The organism is Microbacterium sp. IO18, assembly GCF_049099505.1.
GTDB classification, from domain to species: domain Bacteria; phylum Actinomycetota; class Actinomycetes; order Actinomycetales; family Microbacteriaceae; genus Microbacterium; species Microbacterium aurugineum.
The window spans coordinates 845120-864853 of the sequence record NZ_JBMJAF010000001.1 but is presented as its reverse complement, the minus strand read 5'-3'; the positions used below and the strand labels follow the sequence as shown (position 1 = coordinate 864853).

General features: G+C 68.9%; 18 protein-coding genes. 8 read left to right on the top strand and 10 right to left on the bottom strand.

Translation table 11 applies throughout. The features are described 5' to 3' along the window. Positions 1-41 precede the first annotated feature (41 nt). Together ACLF6J_RS04255 and ACLF6J_RS04250 are read right to left on the bottom strand one after the other, a co-directional pair. The gene (locus tag ACLF6J_RS04255; RefSeq protein WP_047524088.1) at positions 42-785 is read right to left on the bottom strand and encodes a PspA/IM30 family protein; all 744 of its coding nucleotides are present in this window, start codon (positions 783-785) and stop codon (positions 42-44) included. Between the two features lie 58 nt (positions 786-843). Beyond that, entirely contained in the window at positions 844-2886 is a 2043-nt protein-coding gene (locus tag ACLF6J_RS04250) for a TPM domain-containing protein (protein WP_134353500.1), read from the bottom strand. 122 nt (positions 2887-3008) lie between these two features. On the opposite strand from ACLF6J_RS04250, the gene ACLF6J_RS04245 reads away from it, so the two are divergent. From ACLF6J_RS04245 to ACLF6J_RS04225, 5 genes are all read left to right on the top strand, one after another. Further along, positions 3009-3848, top strand: a complete 840-nt coding sequence (locus ACLF6J_RS04245; RefSeq protein ID WP_134353501.1) for a DUF3097 domain-containing protein — start codon at positions 3009-3011, stop codon at positions 3846-3848. A gap of 56 nt (positions 3849-3904) precedes the next feature. Then, positions 3905-4630: a tRNA (guanosine(46)-N7)-methyltransferase TrmB gene (gene trmB / locus ACLF6J_RS04240; RefSeq protein ID WP_131492179.1), complete on the top strand. Its 726-nt coding sequence runs from the start codon at positions 3905-3907 to the stop codon at positions 4628-4630. After that, a complete protein-coding gene (locus ACLF6J_RS04235) occupies positions 4627-5487 on the top strand; it encodes a CPBP family intramembrane glutamic endopeptidase (RefSeq protein WP_134353502.1) in 861 nt (286 codons plus the stop codon). Before trmB ends, ACLF6J_RS04235 begins: the two co-directional genes overlap by 4 nt. A 58-nt stretch (positions 5488-5545) precedes the next feature. Beyond that, positions 5546-5938, top strand: coding sequence for a DUF1304 domain-containing protein (locus ACLF6J_RS04230; protein ID WP_421076831.1), 393 nt, complete (start codon positions 5546-5548; stop codon positions 5936-5938). Between the two features lie 63 nt (positions 5939-6001). Beyond that, positions 6002-7078, top strand: a complete 1077-nt coding sequence (locus ACLF6J_RS04225) for a DNA polymerase IV (protein WP_208526532.1) — start codon at positions 6002-6004, stop codon at positions 7076-7078. A 42-nt stretch (positions 7079-7120) separates the two neighbouring features. On the opposite strand, the gene ACLF6J_RS04220 is transcribed toward ACLF6J_RS04225, so the two are convergent. From ACLF6J_RS04220 to ACLF6J_RS04210, 3 genes are read right to left on the bottom strand one after another with little or no spacing between them, the layout of a single operon-like run. Beyond that, positions 7121-7522 carry a RidA family protein gene (locus tag ACLF6J_RS04220; RefSeq protein ID WP_134353503.1) on the bottom strand — a complete coding sequence of 134 codons (402 nt, stop codon included), beginning with the start codon at positions 7520-7522 and terminating at the stop codon, positions 7121-7123. Positions 7523-7578: 56 nt separating this feature from the next. Then, positions 7579-8556, bottom strand: coding sequence for a zinc-binding dehydrogenase (locus tag ACLF6J_RS04215; protein ID WP_134353504.1), 978 nt, complete (start codon positions 8554-8556; stop codon positions 7579-7581). Positions 8557-8582: 26 nt separating this feature from the next. Continuing rightward, on the bottom strand, positions 8583-9044 hold the full coding sequence (locus ACLF6J_RS04210; RefSeq protein ID WP_372492641.1) for a MarR family winged helix-turn-helix transcriptional regulator: 462 nt from the start codon (positions 9042-9044) through the stop codon (positions 8583-8585). Positions 9045-9211: 167 nt separating this feature from the next. Here ACLF6J_RS04210 and ACLF6J_RS04205 point away from each other — a divergent pair, with 167 nt between their 5' ends. Beyond that, positions 9212-10882: a SulP family inorganic anion transporter gene (locus ACLF6J_RS04205; RefSeq protein ID WP_244093632.1), complete on the top strand. Its 1671-nt coding sequence runs from the start codon at positions 9212-9214 to the stop codon at positions 10880-10882. A gap of 36 nt (positions 10883-10918) precedes the next feature. Here ACLF6J_RS04205 and ACLF6J_RS04200 read toward each other — a convergent pair whose 3' ends face one another. From ACLF6J_RS04200 to ACLF6J_RS04185, 4 genes are all read right to left on the bottom strand, one after another. Further along, positions 10919-11590, bottom strand: coding sequence for a GAP family protein (locus tag ACLF6J_RS04200; protein ID WP_134353506.1), 672 nt, complete (start codon positions 11588-11590; stop codon positions 10919-10921). Further along, complete coding sequence (locus tag ACLF6J_RS04195) at positions 11590-13269, bottom strand: SulP family inorganic anion transporter (RefSeq protein ID WP_421076830.1); 1680 nt, start codon at positions 13267-13269, stop codon at positions 11590-11592. Before ACLF6J_RS04195 ends, ACLF6J_RS04200 begins: the two co-directional genes overlap by 1 nt. Positions 13270-13397: 128 nt before the next feature. Beyond that, a complete protein-coding gene (locus tag ACLF6J_RS04190) occupies positions 13398-14540 on the bottom strand; it encodes an AI-2E family transporter (RefSeq protein ID WP_244093634.1) in 1143 nt (380 codons plus the stop codon). 73 nt (positions 14541-14613) lie between these two features. After that, entirely contained in the window at positions 14614-15447 is an 834-nt protein-coding gene (locus tag ACLF6J_RS04185; protein ID WP_166804718.1) for a mechanosensitive ion channel family protein, read from the bottom strand. Positions 15448-15591: 144 nt separating this feature from the next. Here ACLF6J_RS04185 and ACLF6J_RS04180 point away from each other — a divergent pair, with 144 nt between their 5' ends. Further along, positions 15592-16683, top strand: a complete 1092-nt coding sequence (locus ACLF6J_RS04180; protein ID WP_166804719.1) for a DUF998 domain-containing protein — start codon at positions 15592-15594, stop codon at positions 16681-16683. Positions 16684-16715: 32 nt separating this feature from the next. Further along, positions 16716-19262, top strand: a complete 2547-nt coding sequence (locus ACLF6J_RS04175) for a LuxR C-terminal-related transcriptional regulator (protein WP_421076829.1) — start codon at positions 16716-16718, stop codon at positions 19260-19262. A gap of 28 nt (positions 19263-19290) precedes the next feature. Here the strand turns inward: ACLF6J_RS04175 and ACLF6J_RS04170 are convergent, their stop codons facing one another. Next, a complete protein-coding gene (locus tag ACLF6J_RS04170) occupies positions 19291-19734 on the bottom strand; it encodes a DUF6325 family protein (protein WP_131492170.1) in 444 nt (147 codons plus the stop codon).

Below are 19734 nucleotides of genomic sequence, written 5' to 3'. Positions count from 1 at the left end.
GGATGCCCCGAACACGAGGTCCGGGGCATCCGCTGGTCGTGTCAGGAGCCTTCGAGGGCCTGACGGGGGGCGCTGCCACCGGCCTTGAGCTCGGCGAGACGAGCCTCGACCTCGGTGAGCTCGCCGAGGTCTTCCAGGCTCTCGAACTGCGCGTCGAGGCTGGACGCAGCAAGTTCGATCTTGCCCTGCGCGAGAGCCTCCTGACGGCGGACCTTGTCCTCGAACCGGCCCAGCTCGCTGGTGGGGTCGAGCACGTTGATCGAGCCGACCGCGTCCTGCACCTTGGTCTGCGCCTCGGCGACCTTGGCGCGGGCGAGCAGTTCGCTGCGCTTGTTCTTGAGCTCGACGAGCTTGTCCTTCATGCCGTTCAGGCCGCTCTTGAGCTTGTCGACGATCTCGGTCTGCGCGGCGATCTGCGGCTCGGCGCCGGTGGCCTCGCGCTCCGCGCTGATCTGACGCTGGAGCGCGATCTTGGCGAGGTTGTCGAACTTGTCGGCGTCGGCGGCATCACCGCTGGCGCGCATCTCGTCAGCCTTGCGGCTGGCGGCCAGAGCCTTGTTGCCCCATTCGGTGGCTGCCTGGACGTCCTCTTCGTGGTCGCGTTCCAGCAGGCGCAGGTTGCCGATGGTCTCCGCGATCGCGGACTCGGCGTCGGCAATGCTGTTCGTGTAGTCGCGGACGAGCTGGTCGATCATCTTCTGCGGGTCTTCCGCAGAGTCCAGCAGAGAGTTGATGTTCGCGCGGACGAGGGTCGAGATACGTCCGAAGATGGACTGCTTGGTCATGCGTGGTTCCTTTCAGAGGGCGTCTTCGAGAGCTTGGCGTAAGAATCTGTGTGGCGGATCAGAAGCGTCTACCTCCGGATCGGCCGCTACGGCCGCCGCCGCGGGAACCCCCGCCGCCGCCGAAGCCGGAGCTGCGGAAACCGCCGCCCCCGGAGGAGCGCCAACCACTGCGGCTGCCGCGGCTCGTGGATCGGCCGCCCCCGCCGGCGATCAGGCCGCCGATGATGCCGCCGAGGATGTCGCCGCCGATGCCCGAGCCGCCGCCCGCCGATCCGGAGCCTCCGAAGAGGCCACCGAAGTCGCCCTGGTCGGTGGAAGGGGCGTATGCCTGGACATCCGACTGTGCGGCCGCCGTCGCCTCTCGGGCGAGGGAGAGGGCACGATTGGCCTCGGCCAGTGCGGCATCCGGCTCGGTGGCCCGCAGACTCAGAGCGTGCGTCAGGCTCGCCTCCGCGTTCGCGAGCCGTGTGCGGGCGGTGGAGCCCACGGTGCCGCGACGGGTCTCGATGAAATCCCGAGTCGCGCGGATCTCGGAGGTCGCCTGTGCGAGGGTCTGCTCGAGCATCTGCTGCACGCGGCGCGCGCGTTCGACGCTTTCCCGCCCGTGAGCGATGGCGCCGTCGATCTGGGCGTTCGCGGCGGTGAGCGCCTCCAGCACTCGCTGCGGGTTGCGGGCGGAACCGGCGAGGTCGACCTGTGCGCGCTGCAACTGCTCTGCGGTCGCCGAGGTCGCGGCGGCGATCGCTCCGTCCGCGTCGGGCAGCTGCCGGGCGGCGACGAGGTCCCCCTGCAGCTCGGCCACCAGAGCACGCGACTTCGTCTCGAGTGCGGACAGTTCGGATCCGAGGGCCGTCACCGCCTGGGTGAGCTGCGCCGCCTGCGCCACGGATTGCTCGGCCGTGCGGATCGCGAAGGCGGCTTCACCGGATCTGCCCGCCGCGATCGCCTGTGCAGCGGCGTCGATCGATCGATCCGCAAGCTCGGCGCGCTCCTGCGCCTGGGCCGGGTTGTCGGCGATCGTGCGGAGCGCTTCCGCGTCGTAGGTCTCTGCGAGCGCCGCGAGCGCGGGTGCGGCGGCAGCGAGTGCGGGGGTCAGAGCAGCGCGTTCGCCGCGGACCCTCTCGAGTTCCTGCGGGGCGTTCTGCTCGAGCTTGCGGAGCGCGTCGAACGCTTCCGTGTTGTCATCGAGCACATCGTCGATCTCCTCGGCGATCCGGATGATGCGGATGTGCCAGGCGCGGCGATCGTGGATCGTGTCCTCGATCTCGTCGTCGAGCTTCTGCTTCAGGTCGAATGCCTCGGCGATCTTGGCCTTGGCGGCGTCGACCACCCGGGTGAACTCCTCCGTGGCGCCCTCGCCGAACTGCGCGATCGCGAAGCCGAGCTCTTCTCTGCTCGAGGTGATGGCGTCGTCGGCCTGAACGAGGGCGAGCGCGGCCTGCGTCTCGACCTGCTGATCGGTGAGCGTGGAGAACGGGTCGGCGGGATCGGGAGTCTCCGGCATCGCGCCGCGTTCGCGGATCTCGGCCCTGCGGCGCGCACGGCGCACCAGCGCGACGACGAGCCAGACGAGCAGGGCCACCACGACGACGGCGACGACGATCACGCCGATGCGGAGTGCTCCGGCACCTCCGTCTCCCTGTATCTCATCGGCGGCGAGGGCGATCGCCCCCATCCAGTCGCCGTCGGCGGCGAACGGGACCATCTTGTCTTCGATGCTGTCGAGCTGGCCGAAGCTCAGCGGTCCGTCGGCTGCCGCGGAGATGTAGAGGCTGCGGCCGTCGACGGCGATGGCGAGGAGATACTGCTCGGTGCCGAGGTTGTTGGCCTCGGCGACGGTGTCGGCCCACTGCGCATCGTCTGTGGGGTTGGTGAACTCGTCGACGAGCACGACGAACAGGTCGGCGTTCGAGTTCTCGCTCAGTTCCTTGAGCCGGGCCTCGACCGTCGCCTCTTCGTCGGCGCTGAGCACGCCGGCCTGGTCCGTGACGAACCCGGCGTCGAGCGTGATCGGATCGGTGGCGGACGCAGCCGACGGGGCGAGTGCCCCTGCGACGATCGCCAGCACGAGTCCGGTCAGCATGAGCCACCGTTTCGTCATCGTGTTCCCTCCGACCGGCAGCCGAGCCCCATGCGTCGAGTCTATGCACTGACTACGACACGCGACAGCACTGGAGAGCGGTTCGCCGTTCGCCGTCAGCGGAGGCACATACGCTGGAAGGCATGGACGACATGTACGGTTCGGATGTGCTGGCGACCGGCTGGCGCGACCGCGGCGCGAAGCAGGTGCCACAGGTCGCGGCGGAGGCCGATCTGGTCGTCGAGGTCGCCGATGACGGGTTCTGTGGCGCCGTGACACGCGTGCAGGCGGGAAACGTCGAATTGGAGGACCGACGCGGACGCCGGAGGCTCTTCCCGCTCGGCGGAGGTTTCCTGATCGACGGTGCCCCCGTGCGGCTCATCAGCCCGTCCACCCCCGCACAGGGCCGCCGCCGGACCGCGTCCGGCTCCTTCGCGGTCGCCGATCAGCGGGCGCGTGTCGCCTTGCCCAGTCGCATCCTCGTCGAAGGCAAGCATGACGCTGAACTGGTCGAGAAGGTCTGGGGCGCAGACCTGCGCGTCGAGGGTGTCGCCGTCGAGTTCCTCCAGGGAATCGACCTCCTCGACGATCTGCTCGCCGCCGAGCCGCCGACGGCGACGCGACGCTATGGCGTGCTGGTCGACCACCTCGTGCCGGGATCGAAGGAGACCAGGGTCGCCGAGGCGATCGCGCGCGGCCCGCACGGGCGGCACCTCCGGATCGTCGGGCATCCCTTCGTCGATGTCTGGCAGTGCGTGACACCGCGTGCCCTCGGTATCGCGAAGTGGCCTGAGATCCCGCGCGGCACCGATTGGAAGACGGGGATCTGCCGCGCTCTCGGCTGGCCGTACGAGGCGCCAGGCGACACCGGACGCGCGTGGCAGTACATCCTCTCCAAGGTCACCACGTATCGGGATCTGGAGCCCGCGCTGCTCGGTCGTGTGGAGGAACTCATCGACTTCGTCACCGCCCCCGCAGAGTGACAGAGGTGCGGTCCGCGTGCGCCGGCGGACCCGGGCACGGCGACTACCCTGGAATCATGCCCGAACCCCGTACCTTCCGAGACGAACCGGTGTCGTTCGTACGCCGCAGCGGTCGGATGTCCGAGGCGCAGGAGCGCGCCTTCACCGAGCTCGGCCCGCACTACCTGCTCGACGTCCCGCGCGACGTCGCCTGGACCTCGGTGCACCCGGAGGCACGCCTCGATCCTGCGGCGGAGTACGGTCGCGAGTCCGACCTGTACGTCGAGATCGGCTCAGGGCAAGGGCACGCGATCGTCGCAGCGGCGTCGTCGCGCCCGCAGGATGACTTCCTCGCCGTCGAGGTGTTCCGCGCGGGGCTCGCCCGGACCATGCTCGATGCCGACCGTGAGGGCGCGCGCAATCTCCGTGTCGTCGAGGCGAACGCGCCCGAGGTGCTGTCGTCGTACCTGCCCGAGGGTGCGGCACGAGAGGTGTGGATCTTCTTCCCTGACCCCTGGCACAAGAAGCGGCACACCAAGCGTCGGCTCGTGCGGCCGGGCTTTGGTGACACCGCGGCGAGAGCGCTGCGTGATGGCGGCCTGCTGCGGCTTGCGACCGACTGGGAGGACTACGCGCTGCAGATGCGCGAGGTGCTCGATGCCGAACCCCTGTTCGAGCGCGCGTTCGACGGCGAGTGGGCCGAGCGTTTCGACGGTCGCGTCATGACCGCCTTCGAGCGCAAAGGCATCGCCAAAGGGCGCGATATCCGCGATCTCGTCTACCGGCGCCGGACCCGGCCATGACCGAGGCGCGGACCGCGGCGGCGACGTGGCCCGGTATCGTTCCCGCGGGGCTCGTCTGCGCCGCGGCTCCTGCCTTCTTCGTGGCCGAGATCCCGTGGCTCGGCTGGGTGCTGCTCGCTCTGGGCCTCGGTGCCGCCTGGGTGATCGAACGCCGTCGGCCGTCCGAGAGCCGGATCGTCAGCGGGGGAGAGCAACGCCCCCCGTCGCTCGTCCGCGACCTCTCCCTGATCGCGGTCGGTCTGCTGATCGTCAGCATCATCCCGTTGGCCGCCGAGTTGGACAACCTCGCGATGCTGCGGTTCACGCTGGCTCTCGGCGGCGCGGTGGCCGTGCCCTACGTCATCTCGCGTTTCGTGTACCGCGATCGTGCGATCAGTTTCCCGTGGCGGACCCATCGTCGCTGGGGGAGGCTCCAATGGGGATGGCTGGTGGCGGTGCTCGTCCTCGGCTGGCTGATCCTCCCCTTCTACTTCATCACGAGCGGTGTCTACCAGAACTGGCCCGTGGTCGACACTCCCGACCTCATCGCGCGGCTCTTCGTCGGAGTGGGTGCCGTCGGCATCTGGGACGAACTGTTCTTCATCTGCACGGTGTTCGCCCTGCTCCGTCGCCATTTCCCGAACGTGATCGCGAACCTGCTCCAGGCCGTCGTGTTCGTCTCGTTCCTGTGGGAGCTGGGGTACCGGGAGTGGGGTCCGCTGCTCACGATCCCGTTCGCGCTCCTGCAGGGATACATCTTCCTGCGCACCCATTCGCTCGCGTACGTGGTCACCGTGCATCTGCTGTTCGACGCCGTCGTGTTCGCGGTGCTCGTCCACGCGCACAACCCGGGGCTGCTTCCGGTCTTCCTGGTCTGAGCACGCGCGGAGACCTCGCGGGCTTGCCGGGTGAGCTCTCGGACGAGAGAATCAGCCCATGCTCATCGTCGGTCTCGTCCTCGCCGCAGCTGCCGCTGCGTTCCATGTGTTCATCTTCGCGCTCGAGTCGCTGAGGTGGACCGAACCCGAGACCAGGAAGATCTTCGGCGTCGCCAGCGAGGCGGACGCCGTCACGATGAAGCAGCTCGCCTTCAACCAGGGGTTCTACAACCTCTTCCTGGCGCTGACGACGTTGCTCGGCATCGGTCTCGTGATCGTGGGAGCCGAGACGGTCGGTCTGACCCTGGTGTTCGCGGGCACGGCCATGATGCTCGCCGCCGCACTCGTCCTGGTGCTCGCGGACCGCACGAAGGCTCGCGCCGCGACGATGCAGGGGGCGCTACCTCTGCTCGCCGTGATCGTGACTGCGATCAGCGTCTCGATCTCCTGACGCGTTCCCGGGGTCGCCCGGGAACGGGGTGACAGACGCTCTCTCACCCGGCACACTCGTGTCATGGCCGACTGGGTGCTGCACGTGGACATGGATCAGTTCATCGCCGCGGTCGAGGTGCTGCGGCGGCCCGAGCTCGCCGGACGCCCGGTGATCGTGGGCGGACGGGGGGATCCCACCGAGCGAGCCGTCGTGTCGACCGCGTCGTACGAAGCACGCGCCTTCGGCATCGGCTCGGGGATGCCGCTGAAGATCGCGGCACGCAAGGCCCCAGAGGACGCCGTGTTCCTCCCGGTCGATCACCAGGCGTACGAGATCGCCTCCGCGGACGTGATGGCTGCGCTTCGTGCGCTGCCGGAGGTCGTGGTGGAGGTCGTCGGATGGGACGAGTGCTTCCTCGGTGTGAGTACGGACGACCCCGAGAGCGTGGCGCGGGCTGCACAGGAGGCTGTGGGTGAGGCGACGGAGCTGCACTGCTCGGTCGGCATCGGCGACAACAAGGTGCGGGCCAAGATCGCGACGGAGTTCGGCAAACCCCGCGGGGTCTTCCGGCTCACCGAAGCGAACTGGTTCGACGTCATGGGCGACAAACCGACACGTGATCTCTGGGGCGTCGGCTCGAAGGTGCAGAAGCGTCTGGCTGCACATGGCATCTCGACCGTCCGGGAACTCGCGGACGCCGAGGAGGCGATTCTCGTCGAGGAGTTCGGCCCGCGGATGGGGGTCTGGTATCACGGACTCGGATCCGGTCAGGGGCCTGCCGTCGTCGATGACACGCCGTGGGTCGCTCGCAGCCACAGCCGGGAAACGACCTACCAGCAGAACCTCACGACACCGGACCAGATCGAGCGGGCCGTTCGCGAGCTCGCCGTCCAGGCTTTCGATGACTGCACCGCCGAGGGCAGGCCGGTCGTGCGTGTGCATCTGAAGGTTCGTTACGCGCCCTTCGAGACGAAGACGCTCGGTCGGAAGCTGCCGGGTGCGACCGAGGATCGTGAGGAGTTCGTGGCGGCGGCTCTCGCGCTGGCGGCGACCCTCGACGCCGAGCGCGAGGTCCGTCTTCTCGGTGTGCGCGCGGAGATGACGATGCCCGATGCCGCGGACGGCACCGGGCGCACGCCGGTCCGCGGAAGGATCTGACTCCTCCTCCGGGTACGGCGGCTCCGATCGAGGATCTCCGGGTCAGTCGCGGATGACTGCGGCGACCGCGCTGACCTCGATGAGAGCCCCGGGGACACCGAGGCCCGCGACGAGGGCCGCGGTGACCAGGGGCGGGGCGCCGTCTCTGGCGAGCCTCGACGCGACGGCGCCGTAGGCCGCGCGGAGATCCGCATCCTGACGGATCAGCACGGTCCAGCTGATGACGTCGGCGAGTCCGGCGCCCGCCGACTCGAGGGCGATGCGGGCGTTCTCGACGGCGCGGAGAGACTGCTCCGCGGCATGTGTGGATACGATCGCGCCGGTCGTATCCACACCGTTCTGGCCACCGACGTAGATCGTGGTCGCACCTGGCGGCACGACGGCGACGTGACTGAAGGCGGGGCTGGCGACGAGCCCTTCGGGCTGCATGAGGGTGATCTCCATGGCCACACTCTGCCTCGGGGAACCGACATCGCCGGCCCCGCCCTCGGATCACGGGATCAGAAGCGCAACAGCACCTTGCCGACGCGCCCCGGGGTGTTGCTCGCCTGCACCGCCGCGCGGATGTCTCCCGCGTCGAAGGTTCCCGCCACGGGAAGCGTCAGGCTGCCGTCGCCGACCCGCTGGATCAGCTCACCGAACAGCTCGCCGCGCACGCTCGGGTCGAGCTGCGGGATCACCTTGCTGCCCCAGAAGCCCTTCACCGTCGCCTGCTTGAAGATCACGTCGGAGGAAGCGATCTCCATGGTCGGAGAGTTCATCGCCCCGAAGGCGACGAGAGTGCCTCCCTCGGCGAGGAGCGAGAGGACGTCTCCCGCGGAGGAACCGCCGACCGAGTCCACGCCGGCGACGATGGGTGCTCCACCGGTGATGTGCGCGACCTGCTCGCGCCAGTCATCCTGATCGGTGGCGACCACATCGTCGATGCCCTGCGCCCGCAGCTCCTCGACTCCTGCCCCACGGCGGACGAGGCCGAGGACGCGGACGCCTCGTGCGGCTCCGAGCTGCGCGAGCATTCGACCGACGGCGCCGTTCGCCGCGTTCTGCACGATCCACTGGCCCGGCTCCACGTCGAGGAACCGCAGCAGGGCGATCGTGCTGAACGGCATCGAGACGAGCTGCGCGGCGCTCTCGTCCGAGAGTGAATCGGGAACCGCGATCAGGCCGGCCGCGTTCGCGAGGAAGTACTCCGACCAGGCGCCGAATGTGCCGCCGGTGGCGACCCGCTGACCGATGACGAGGTTGTCGACGCCGTCCCCGATCGCGTCGACGACGCCGAGCGCCTCGGTGCCGGACGCCGCGGGGAGCTCGGGCGTGAAGCCGTAGGTGCCGCGGACCGTCCACAGATCGTGGTTGTGGATGGGGGAGAGCACCGTCCGGAGGCGGACCTGGCCCGCGCCCGGTTCCGGGAGGGGGCGGTCTTCGATCCGGAGGACCTGCTCGGGATCACCGAACGTCTGGTGGATGAGTGCGCGCATGGGGTTCCGTTCCTGTGTGAGTGAATTCAACGAGGGTCGTCCGTGTCGACGGACGTGGCGAGGCCGGCGGTCACCCGCTGGAGTCGGTCGGTGATGTCCCGCAGCTCGGTGATGAGCGCGCGGCGGTGATCGTCGTCGCGGAGACCGGCGGCTTCGGCGACGGCGGCATGGATGGGCGCCACCTCCGCACGAAGCTCGTTCCCTCTCGCGGTGAGCTGCACCGTCACGACACGCTCATCGGTCCGGCTGCGGGATCGCTCCACGAGACCGGCCTGTTCGAGGCGTCGCACGAGTGGCGAGAGCGTGCCCGAGTCGAGGCGCATCACCTCGCCGAGCGATCCGATGGTCTGCTCGCCGTCGAGCCACAGCGCCGCGAGCACGAGGTACTGCGGGTAGGTGAGTCCCCAGGGCGCGAGCAGTGCCCGATACGCCTGAGTGGTGGCGCGGGCAGCGGAGTACAGCGAGAAGCACACCATTTCATCGGTCATGGCCATACGGTAATGCTTGCACACAAGTCAGTTGTGCACAACTTAATCTCTCGGACCGCCTCGTGAGCCGTGCGTCGCCCCACCCGCGGCGGGTGAGGATCCTCGCGTCGACCACGGTCGGTCGCAGTACGCTCGGGCCATCGGACCGCCGGAAGCAGGTGAGCGCAGTGAGAAGACCGTCGTGGTTCTTCAGCACGCTCGACGGCTACCGGCACCGCTGGATCGCGCGTGACGTCATCGCTGGGCTGTCGGCGGGGGCTGTCGTGATCCCGCAAGCGATGGCCTACGCGACGATCGCCGATCTCCCCGTCCAAGTGGGTCTGTACACGTGCATCCTGCCGATGCTCGTCTATGCGTTCCTCGGCGGCAGCCGGGCGATGAGCGTCTCGACGACGTCGACGATCGCGACTCTCACCGCGACGACTCTCGTCACCGCGGGCGTGGCCGCCGGCGCCGATGACGCGATCGGTTCTCTCATGACGCTGACGCTTCTCGTCGGAGTGACCCTTCTCCTCGCTCGGTTGTGTCGACTCGGGTCGCTCGTGGAGAACATCAGCGGTGCCACGGTGCTGGGGCTCAAGATCGGCGTCGGCGCAACGGTCGCCGTCGGGCAACTGCCCACGCTGCTGGGCCAGAGCGAGGACTTCTCCGGACATGGCTTCTTCCGGTCGCTCGCGGCCGTCGGGAACGCTCTCGACAGCGTGAACTGGCCGACACTGGCCCTGTCGGTCGGCTCGATCGCCGCGCTGCTCGTCCTGAACCTCGTCGCCCCGAAGATCCCCGGAACACTCGTCGTCGTTGTCGGCGGCATCCTCCTCGTCGGGCTCGGGGGCATCGATGAGCTCGGCGTCCGCCTGATCGCGCCCGTCCCGAGCGGGCTCCCCGTTCCCGGCATCCCCGACCTCGCACGGATCCCCGTGTTGCTCCCGGGTGCGCTCGCCATCGCGGTCATGGCCTTCCTCGAGTCCGCAGCGGTGGCTCGGAGTCTCCGCGCGGCGACCGATCGTCAGGTCGACAGCGACCAGGAGCTTCTCGCGACCGGGGCGGCGAACACGGTCGGCGCGTTCTTCGGCACCATGCCGGCGGCGGGCGGGTTCTCGCAGAGCGCCGTCAATCGGAGTGCGGGCGCCACGTCGCAGCTGGCGACGGTGGTGACGGTCGTGCTCGCCCTCCTCGTGTCGTTGTTCCTCGGCCCCGTGCTGAGTCTGTTGCCGGAGGCGACCCTGGCGGCGATGGTCTTCGTGGCGGTCGCAGGTCTCATCGACATCCCCGAGCTGGTGCGGTGGGCACGGATCAGTCGGGTGGACTTCTGGGTCGCCCTGTCCGTCGCTGTCCTCGGGCTCACGGCAGGGCTCCTCCCGGCCGTCGCGGTCGGAGTCGTCGTCACCCTGATCCTCGTGCTGCGCGAGTTGAACGTGCCGAAGGTGCGCGTGGTGGGCAGGAACGACGGGGTGCTCGGCGTCGACCTCGAACGGGGGCTCTACACCGCCAACGCGCTGGTCAACGAGCGCCGCGTGCTCGAGCTCGTCGATCGAGAGAGAGAGCCCATCCGCGCGCTCGTGCTCGGGCTGCGACAGCAGGAAGTCATGACGATCACGGTGCTCGACGCCCTCGAAGACCTTGATCGCGAGTTGGCGCAGCGCGGTGTCTCCCTGCACCTGGCTGCGCTTCCGGAACCGGCGACGGCGGTCGCGGAGCACACCCCCTGGTTCCTGCGGCTCTCCGCCGCTGGGCGGGTGCATGTCTCCGTACGAGACGGGATCGCGTCGATCGCCGCGACGCACACGGATGCCGCGCTCGACGCCGTGCCTCCTGCCGAACCCGACGAACCACGCTGACCATCGGTCTCACGGTCGCCTGGTGCGGGACATCGGTCAGAAACTGCCGATGCCCTTTCCGGCCATCGACATCCCGATCACCAGGAGGAGCACCGCCATGATGACCGCGTTCTCGGTGGCGAGCCAGCCGCGCAGGGCGTTCAGAGGCGCTCGAAGCCGGTCTGCCGCGATGAGGTAGCCGATCACCGGGACGAGCACCGTCGAGGCCGCGATGAGCGTGTAGACGGTCACCACGAGGACCGTCGAGCCGACGGGAAGAGCCGCAGCGCCGATGTCGGTGCCGGAACCGGCCGCCATGATGAGATTCTTCGGATTGACCGCAGAAAGCAGGAAGCCGAGTCCGAAGGCGACCGGGAAGGTGATCGTGTCGATCGCCTTCATCCACTTCGGCAGGGCCGCCTCTTCGCCCGCTTTCGGACGTTTGCGCCACTGTCCGAACGCGAGCACGAAGAGGAGCACCCCGAGCAGGAGCTGCACGAGGCCGCGGATCGGGCGGGAAGCGTCCGGGTCCTCCTCCGGGAGGATGGCGAACAGCAGCGTGAAGACCGTCACCGCCACGACGATGCCGATCACCCACCCGAGCAGGAAGCCCACACTCGTGACGCGGGCCTTCGGCGAGAGCAGCATGAGGATCGCCGCGATGATCGGGATCGGGCTGATCGCCACGCCGAGAGCGAGCGGGAGGATCTCTCCGATGACGGTGCCCATCAGTGACCTGCTTTCCTTGAGGACGTGGGCTCCGCCGACGACGGGGCCAGGTGGCTGATCGCGGCGCGGTTGGTCGAGAAGACCTCTTCCGCGTCGAGCAATCCGAGGCTGGTGAGACGGTGCAGCGTCTTGGGGCGGACTCGGCTGTACGCGAGCGAGATGGATTGCGACGCGAGCCATTCCTTGAGCGCGGTGAAGGACTCCGCTCCGGTGACGTCCACATCGGTCACGGCCTCCATGTCGACGACGAGGTGGTGGACCGAGTCCGTTCCGGCCGAGCGGATCGCCTCCTTCACCGCGGTGGAGAAGACGGCGCCGTTCGCGAAGAACAGGGGGGCCGCGAGACGGATCACGATCACTCCCGGGGCGGTGACGTTTCCCGCGGGGGCGTCTTCGAGCAGGGACTCGCCGGGGTCGCCGCTGGATTCCAGGACATCGATCGCCGGATGCGAGGCGCGCTTGGCGAGGTTGATGAGCGCGAGCACGAAGGCCACCAGGATGCCTGCGATCGAACCGACGAAGAGCGTGGTGAGGAAGCAGGTCGCCCCGATGAGGAACTCGAACCGATCCTTGCGCCACAGATCGATGAAGTCGCGCACGCCGAGAAGCGGGATGATGGCCACGCCCACGATCGCGCCGATCGCGGGGGAGGGGATGTCGGCCAACAGTGCCGTGCCGAACAGGAGGAGCAGCAGGGTTCCCGCCGCGAGGATCAGAGCGGGGAACTGTGTGCGGGATCCGGCCTGATCCATCGCCGCGGTGCGGGAGGTCGAGGAGCCCACCGCGAAGCTGCCCTGCGCCCCCGCCGCGATGTTGGAGATGCCGAACGCGAACAGGTCACGGTTCGCGCGGAACGGATAGCCGTGTTTCTCGGAATAGGAGCGGGAGACGAGCAGCCCCTCCGCCGTCGTCACCAGCGTGAGCGCGATCGCGGAGGGCACCAGCGCGAGCCACAGCGACCAGTCGATCATGGGCCAGGTCAGCACCGGAGGCCCCGCGGGAACTTCACCGAGCACATCCACCCCTCGCTGATCGAGGCCGGTCAGGACGACCACGAGCGTGGTCACGACCAGCACGATCAGCGCCCACGGGACCGCACGCAGGAAGCGGCGCCCCAGCAGGAGGACGGCCACCGAGCAGACGGAGATCAGGACGGCCCAGCCGTTGAGGGTCGTGAAGCCTCCCACGAGATCGGCGATCTTGCCGGTGAACTCCTTCCCGGAGTCGATCTTGACGCCCAGCATCTTCGCCACCTGGCTCACCATGATGTCGAGCGCGAGGCCGCCCACGAAGCCGACGAGGATCGGCTTCGACAGGAAGTTCGCCAGGAAGCCGAGCTTGAACACGGCCAGAAGCACGAACATCACCCCGCAGATGATCGCCTGCGCGAGTGCCAGGGTGGCGTAGTCGGCGCTGCCCGCGGCGGCCAGACCACCGATCGACGAGGCGACGAGCGCGGCGGCCGCGGCATCCGGAGACGCGACGAGCTGGCGTGAGGAGACGACCAGGGCATACACGATCGTCGGTACCACGAGGGCGTAGAGCCCCGCGGTCGGCGGGAGACCGGCGATCTGCGCGTAGCCGATGTTCAGGGGGATGGCGATCGCGAGCAGCGTCACACCCGCGGTCAGCTCGGTCACGAAGTTCCGCCCGGTGAGCCCCGTGAGTGGTCGTTGCACGTCGCCTCCCTCCGTCGCACCCGGTCGGGCGCGTTCGCGTCCACCATCCCAGTCCGGGAAGACGGCGACCACCAGGGCCTAACCTCCCCCGGGTGATACTCCGCCGGAGCGGATCGGGGCGCGGGAGGTCAGACGCTGCGTCGAATCCGTCGCCGCAGACGGCCTCGGGGCTGGGGCGCCGGCTCCGGCTCGGAAACCGCGGGCACGGCGGTGCGATCCCCGGACAGCCAGCGCACCCAGGTGGTCCCCGGATCGCCTTCGAGCACCAGTGCGCGTGCCAGCAGGGTGAGCGGGATCGAGAGGATCGCGCCGAGGGGCCCGATGATGAACGTCCAGAAGATCACCGAGAAGAAGCTGAGCGTGAGACTGAGGTCGACCGCGTCGCTGACGAACTTCGGTTGCACGAGAACCTGGAGCACCACGTTCACGACGCAGTACACGACGACCACACCGAGGAGGAGCGGCCAGCCGCCGACCGCGTACGCGAGGATCGCCGGGGGGACGAGCCCGAGGACGAATCCGATGTTCGGGATGAAGTTCGTCACGAACGCGAGGATCGCCCAGACGACGGGTGCGGGAACACCCATCCACCACAGGGCCAGGCCATCGATGATCGCGACGATGGCCCCGAAGGTGGCGTTGACGATGTAGTAGCGACGGATTCCGGAACTGAGGTGGGTGATGCGCGCGATCACCGCACCCTTCGAAGCGCCGAAGAGTTCGGGCGCCTGCCGGTATCGTGCCGCGTCGGCCGCCATGAAGATGATGTAGGCGCAGACGAAGAACAGCGCGGTCGCGACGCTGAGCACGGTGCCGCCGATGCTGCGCACGAGGCCGAGCAGAGTGGTGGGATCCAGCACGGAGGCTGCCGCATCCGAGGCCTGCTCGTCCAGGCCCAGGGCCTGCAGCCAGGCGATGAACTCGTCGGCGGTGTTCGCCAGGCCTCCCTCCGAGACGAGATCGCCGACCAGCCGTGCGAACTGCGTACCGGCGAGCCAGAGCAGGGCGCCCATCGCCAGGAGGATCAGGTAGGCGACGACGATGACGGCGGTCGTGCTCGCCCACCGTGGCCATCCGCGGCGGTCGAGCGGGCGACGGAGGGGTTCGCAGATGATCACGATCACGATCGCGAGAGCCAGCGGTCCGAAGATGTCGCGCACGAAGTACACGCCCGCCAGCGTGACCACGCTCGCCGCGAGTACCAGGAGCACTCGAAGACTGGGGGAGAGCATCCGATCGCCGGAGCCCCCGGGCGGTGATGAGGTGGTCACGCGGCCAGCGTAGCCGTCGCTCGCGGATGATCGCGCTCGCCTCGCGGATGGCAGCGCGGACAGAACCCGGCGCTCAGTATGGCTCGGGAGGGACGAGGGGCGGCGTGCTCTGCTCCGGTGTCACCACGCTGCGCAGGCCGGCCGCTTCCAGTGCCTCGGCGACTGCGCGCACGGTGTCGGAGACGACGGTGGCGCCGTGCAGGGGGTGATGCCAGACCTGGAGTTCCAGCATCCATCGGGTCGGGGAGACTGAGCTGATGCGCACCCCCGGGCGCTCGCGTGTGTGCACACCGTCGACGGTGGCCGCCGCGTCGGTGATGATCCCGATCACCTCGTCCAGGTCGAGGTCGTCGGACCGCGCGATCCTGACCTCCAGCGCGCTTCGACGCGCCCCGTGTCGGGAGTTGTTCACGAGCACGCCGGTGAGCAGCGCGGCATTCGGCACGTGCACCGTGCGTCCGTCCACCGTGGTGAGGATCACCGCGCGTCCGTTGAGCTCCTGCACCTTGCCGCGGATCTTCCCGTCCGGGCCGTCGATCGCGATCTCCTCGCCGATCTTCACCGACTGGCGGGACTGGATCAGGACGCCCGCCGCGAAGTTGTCCGCGACACCTCGCAGGACCAGGATCAGGACGACGACCGCGATGGCCGTCATCGCCAGCAGCGGCTGCACGTTCGCGCCGAGGAAGGCCAGGCCGACCCCGATGCCGACCAGGAGCAGTGCGTACTGGGTGAATCGCGCGGCGAGCTGCGCCACGGAGTCCGAGATGCCGGGTGTCCGGGTGGTGAGCTTCAGAACGCCTTTGCGCGCGAACCGCGACAGCAGCCACCCGACGAGCACCGACAGCACCGCCAGCCCGATCTGCAGGGCGGAGAGACCGTCGGGGAACAGGTCCTCCCAGGTCACGATCGCGGCTCCTTCGGGCTCGTCCTGGTCGTCCGCCTCATGCGACAAGGATGCGCCGACCCGGTCGCAGCGCGTGCGCCGCGGTCACCCCGCGCGGGTGAGCCCGGCGGTGCGGTGGCGTGCGACCGCCAGGACACTGGGCCCATGTCCACGACTCCGCCGACGCCGGATCTGCTGACGGCCGCACGCTCGCGCGGAGCGACGAGGGAGCGTGCGCGGGAGGCCATCGGGCTCCAGATCTCGATCTTCGCCTTCACCCTCGCGGCACTCGTCGCCCTCCCCGTCTTCGGTCTGCGCGCAGCCGCCATCTCCGGCCCCGACTCGCTCGGCCAGTTCGTCGCACTGATGTCGGCGGTCACGGCGATCGTCGTCTTCGTGCTGGGGCGGATCATCGCCGCCGATCCCGCGCGGGAGAAGCGGCTCGGCGTGCTCGACATCATCGACATCGCGGCTTTCGCGTTCGCCCACGCCATCATCGCGATGCTCGGATGGACGCTCGCGGCGACGATCATGGAGCAGGGGCTCCTGGGAGCCGTGGTGTATCCGATACCCGTGCTGATGCTGGCCGGAGCCGCCGCGGCGCTCACCGCGTACGTGACCTACTACTCCGCGACCCACCTCGATCTGCAGCTGTTGGCGACGGTGCTCGCCGTGTTCCTCGTGCTCGGAATCCTCGCGAGCATGCTCACCGCGAGCGATCCGCAGTGGTGGAAGGAGAATCTGAGTGCCCTCGGCATGACCGACGATCTTTCGGCGCGCGCCTTCAATCTGACGTTGATCGTCGCCGGCGTCCTCGTGACGACGCTGGCCCGCTACGCCACGCGGGGCATCCCGACCACGCACCCACGCGGAGTGGTCGCCGTGCGGACGTGCCTCGTCATCGTGGGAATCTTCCTCGGCCTCGTCGGCGTGTTCCCCGTCGATCAGCACTTCGCGCTGCACACGGGCGTGGCCTCGGGCATGGTCGTCGCGTACGCCGTGCTCGTGGTCGCCATCCGGCGATGGATCCCCGGTGTCTCCCGCACGTTCGTCATCCTCGGCTACGTGTTCATCCTGCTGATCCTGCTGCTCTCGGTGTTCTTCGCCGTCGGCTACTACACGCTCACCGCGGTCGAGCTGGTGGCGGGGACGGTCGTCTTCAGCTGGATCATCCTCTTCATCCGCACGGCCGATGCGCTCAAGCGCGACGCGGAGCGAGAGGCTTCGGACGGCGGAACTCGACGAAAGTCACCTTGAAGGGCTAACCGATACGCCAGTACCTTGGTGCCATGTCGCCCCCCGTACGCTCGACGACGCCGGGACCGACGGTGCGTTTCCGACCGCCGGCACCGCAACCAGGCGCCATCCGTCGCGAACGCGTGAGCGACGCGCTCGAGGCGGCAGCGGCGGTGGACTCGCTGGTCGTGGTCAGTGCCCCCAGCGGATTCGGCAAGACCACTGCCGTCGCTGACTGGGCTTCCGGGCTCGAGCAGGTCGCCTGGTTGGGGCTCAGCTCGTTCGACTGCGATCCGTCGCGGCTGACCCAGGGAGTCGTGCACGCCCTCCTGGTCGGGGCCGAGAGAGCCGGGCGGTCGCTGGCCCTGTCTCGGGACCTGGACGACCCGAGTCACGCCTACCAGGAGATCTGCAGCGCCCTTGAGGGCGTCGATGACCGCGTGCACCTGATCATCGACGACGCGCAGCGCGCGGGGGAGGACTGGCGTCGGGGTCTCCTCGGCATGCTTGCGGAGCAGGCTCCGGACAACCTGCGGATCGTCCTCGTCGGCACGACACTGCTCGAGGTCACGCTCTCCCGGCATCGGATCACGCATCCGGACGCCTTCGTGGGCGTGGAGATCCTCAGCTTCACGGCGCCGGAGGTGGAGCGTCTGCAGGCGTCGGCGGCGAACGGTCTCGCCGCCGACACGATCTTCGAGGAGACCAGGGGTTGGCCCATAGCGGTCCGCCTGATGATGATCGGTGGGGCTCGACCGGACTCCGTGGCGCAGAGCGCTTCGGGTTTTCTCGGCGCCTACGTCCGCGAACATGTGCTCGGCGCATTGCCCCCGGGCGTGGCCGACTTCGTGCTCGACGCGAGCGTCTGCGGCGAGCTCACCCCGGAGCTGGCCACTGCGGTCACGGAGCGTCCCGACGCGGCCGAACTCCTCGAGACGTGCGTGCGCCTCGGGCTCTTCCTCGACCGGTTCGACGGTTCGCACGGGGTCGTGTACCGCTGGCACGCCTCGTTCGCACGACAGTGCGCGGAGATCGTGCGGCTCGATGCCGTACGCGCCGCCGCCTGCCATCGTCGTGCGGCGAGCGCGCTCGAGGCGACTGATCCCATCGCGTCGATCGCGCATTCGCTCCGCGCAGGGGAGTCCGTGACCGCGAGAGACACGTTGCTGCGCCATTGGCTCGGTCTCGTCGTGGGGACGAGTGCCGCCGAGGTCGAGCGCACGGCGGTGGAGATGCTGCATCGAACCCCCGACGACGCGCAGGTCCTCCTCGTCCGCGCCTGCGCGAGTGACGTGTTGGGCGACCATCGTGTGGCGCGCGAGCTGTTCCGCCGCGCCGAGGCGACGGTGGCCCGGACGTGCGAGGGAGCGGAACCCCCGGTCCTGCTCATCGCCCGGCTGTTCATCGCGGATGAACGCACCGAGGTCGCTGAGGCGAGCGCCAGAGTGCGCCGGATGCTCCTCGAGGGGGATTCGACCGAACTCGGGGATCGCGCGGCGCTCAACTATCTCCTCGGCTGGACCGAGATTCGTCATCGCGGCAACCCGATGATTCCGTTGGAGTACTTCTCGGTCGCCGCCAGGGAGGCGCAGACCTCCGGGGACCGCGAACTGGCGAAGCGTTCGCTCGGGCATCTCGCCTTCGGTCAGACGTGGGCCGGTCGTTTCACCGACGCACGGGTGTCCCTCGCCGCCGCGTACGACGTCGAGGACGCCACCCTTCCCTGGAGCACGTACGCCGGAGGGAGCGCAGCGACGGCCTCGGGCTATGTCGCGTACTGGTCGGGCGAGATCGCCGAGGCGATCCGGGCGTTCGGCACGGTGATCGCCAACGGGGGCTCAGACCGATCCTTCACGAGCGTCGCGCGCATGATGACCGCCTACGCGGCGGCGGAGACGGGCGACGTCGCTGCGTGCCGTCGCGCGGCGATCGGCATCCAGGACATTCCCCTCGAGGTGATCCACGGCATCTCCTGGCCGGCATTCCGGGAGTCGTCGGTCGCGCTGCTGGAGGAGACGGTCGGGCGTCAGGATCGGGCGATGCGGATCGCCAGGAAGTACATCCAGTGCCCGGATCTCCCCGTCGTCAACGTCGCGCTCGCGGGGGTCTTGCGTCGGGCCGGTGAATACTCCGCGGCGCTGGAGATGCTGCGCTCGCTTCGGCAGTTCAGCGAGATCTCCTACGTGAAGTCGGCGACACTGATCACGGCTGCGGTGCTGCGCCGGCATGGTGGTCATCACGACGAGGCGCACGATCTGTGCGAGGCGGCGGTCGCCGTCGCCTCCGGCGAGAACATCCGGCTTCCCTTCGGGCCTCGCGAGACGGCGGTGCGCAAACTGCTGGGCGAACACGTCCACTTCGGCACGCAGTTCGAGGATTTCATCGGACGCTGCCTCGCGAACGATGCCGCCGGTTCGCTGGTGGAGACGCTCTCGGAGCGGGAGCGGGATGTCTTCCAACAGCTGCAGACCGCGCGGACGCTGCACGAGATCGCTCGAGAGCTGGCGGTGTCGATCAACACGGTCAAGACGCACCAGCGGGCGATCTATCGCAAGCTCGGGGTGTCCTCGCGGCGCGAGGCCGTACGCACCACGGTCTGAGTCCCCCGCACCCGGCAACGCGGGACGCTCAGTGGTGCTGCAGGGCCGTGGCGAGAACCGTGTTCGCTATCGCGGCTGGAATCGGTTGCATCGCCAGGATGCTGTCCCCTCGTCGATCGACGTCGCGGGAGAAGCGCTCGCTCCACGTCGGCTCGATGAGCATCAGCGCCGCGACGGTGCCGACGGGAAGGCGCGAGGCGAAGTGCCGCGCATCGTCGTCGCCGATCAGGCCGGGGGTGTCGAGTCCGAGGCCGGCGAGCGCAAACTCGTCGGTGTCGATCTCGATCAGCCGCCAATCGTCTCCATGCAGTCGATGGAGGATGAGGAAGTCCAGAAGGCGGATGGCTCCGCTCTCCACCTGTCGAAGCAGAGCCTCCAGGATGTTCGGGCTGAGGCGGCCGTCCTCGAGGCGCACGACGACGAACTCGACGTCGCCGAGCGCCTCCAGGGTCACACCGACCGCCTCAGGCAC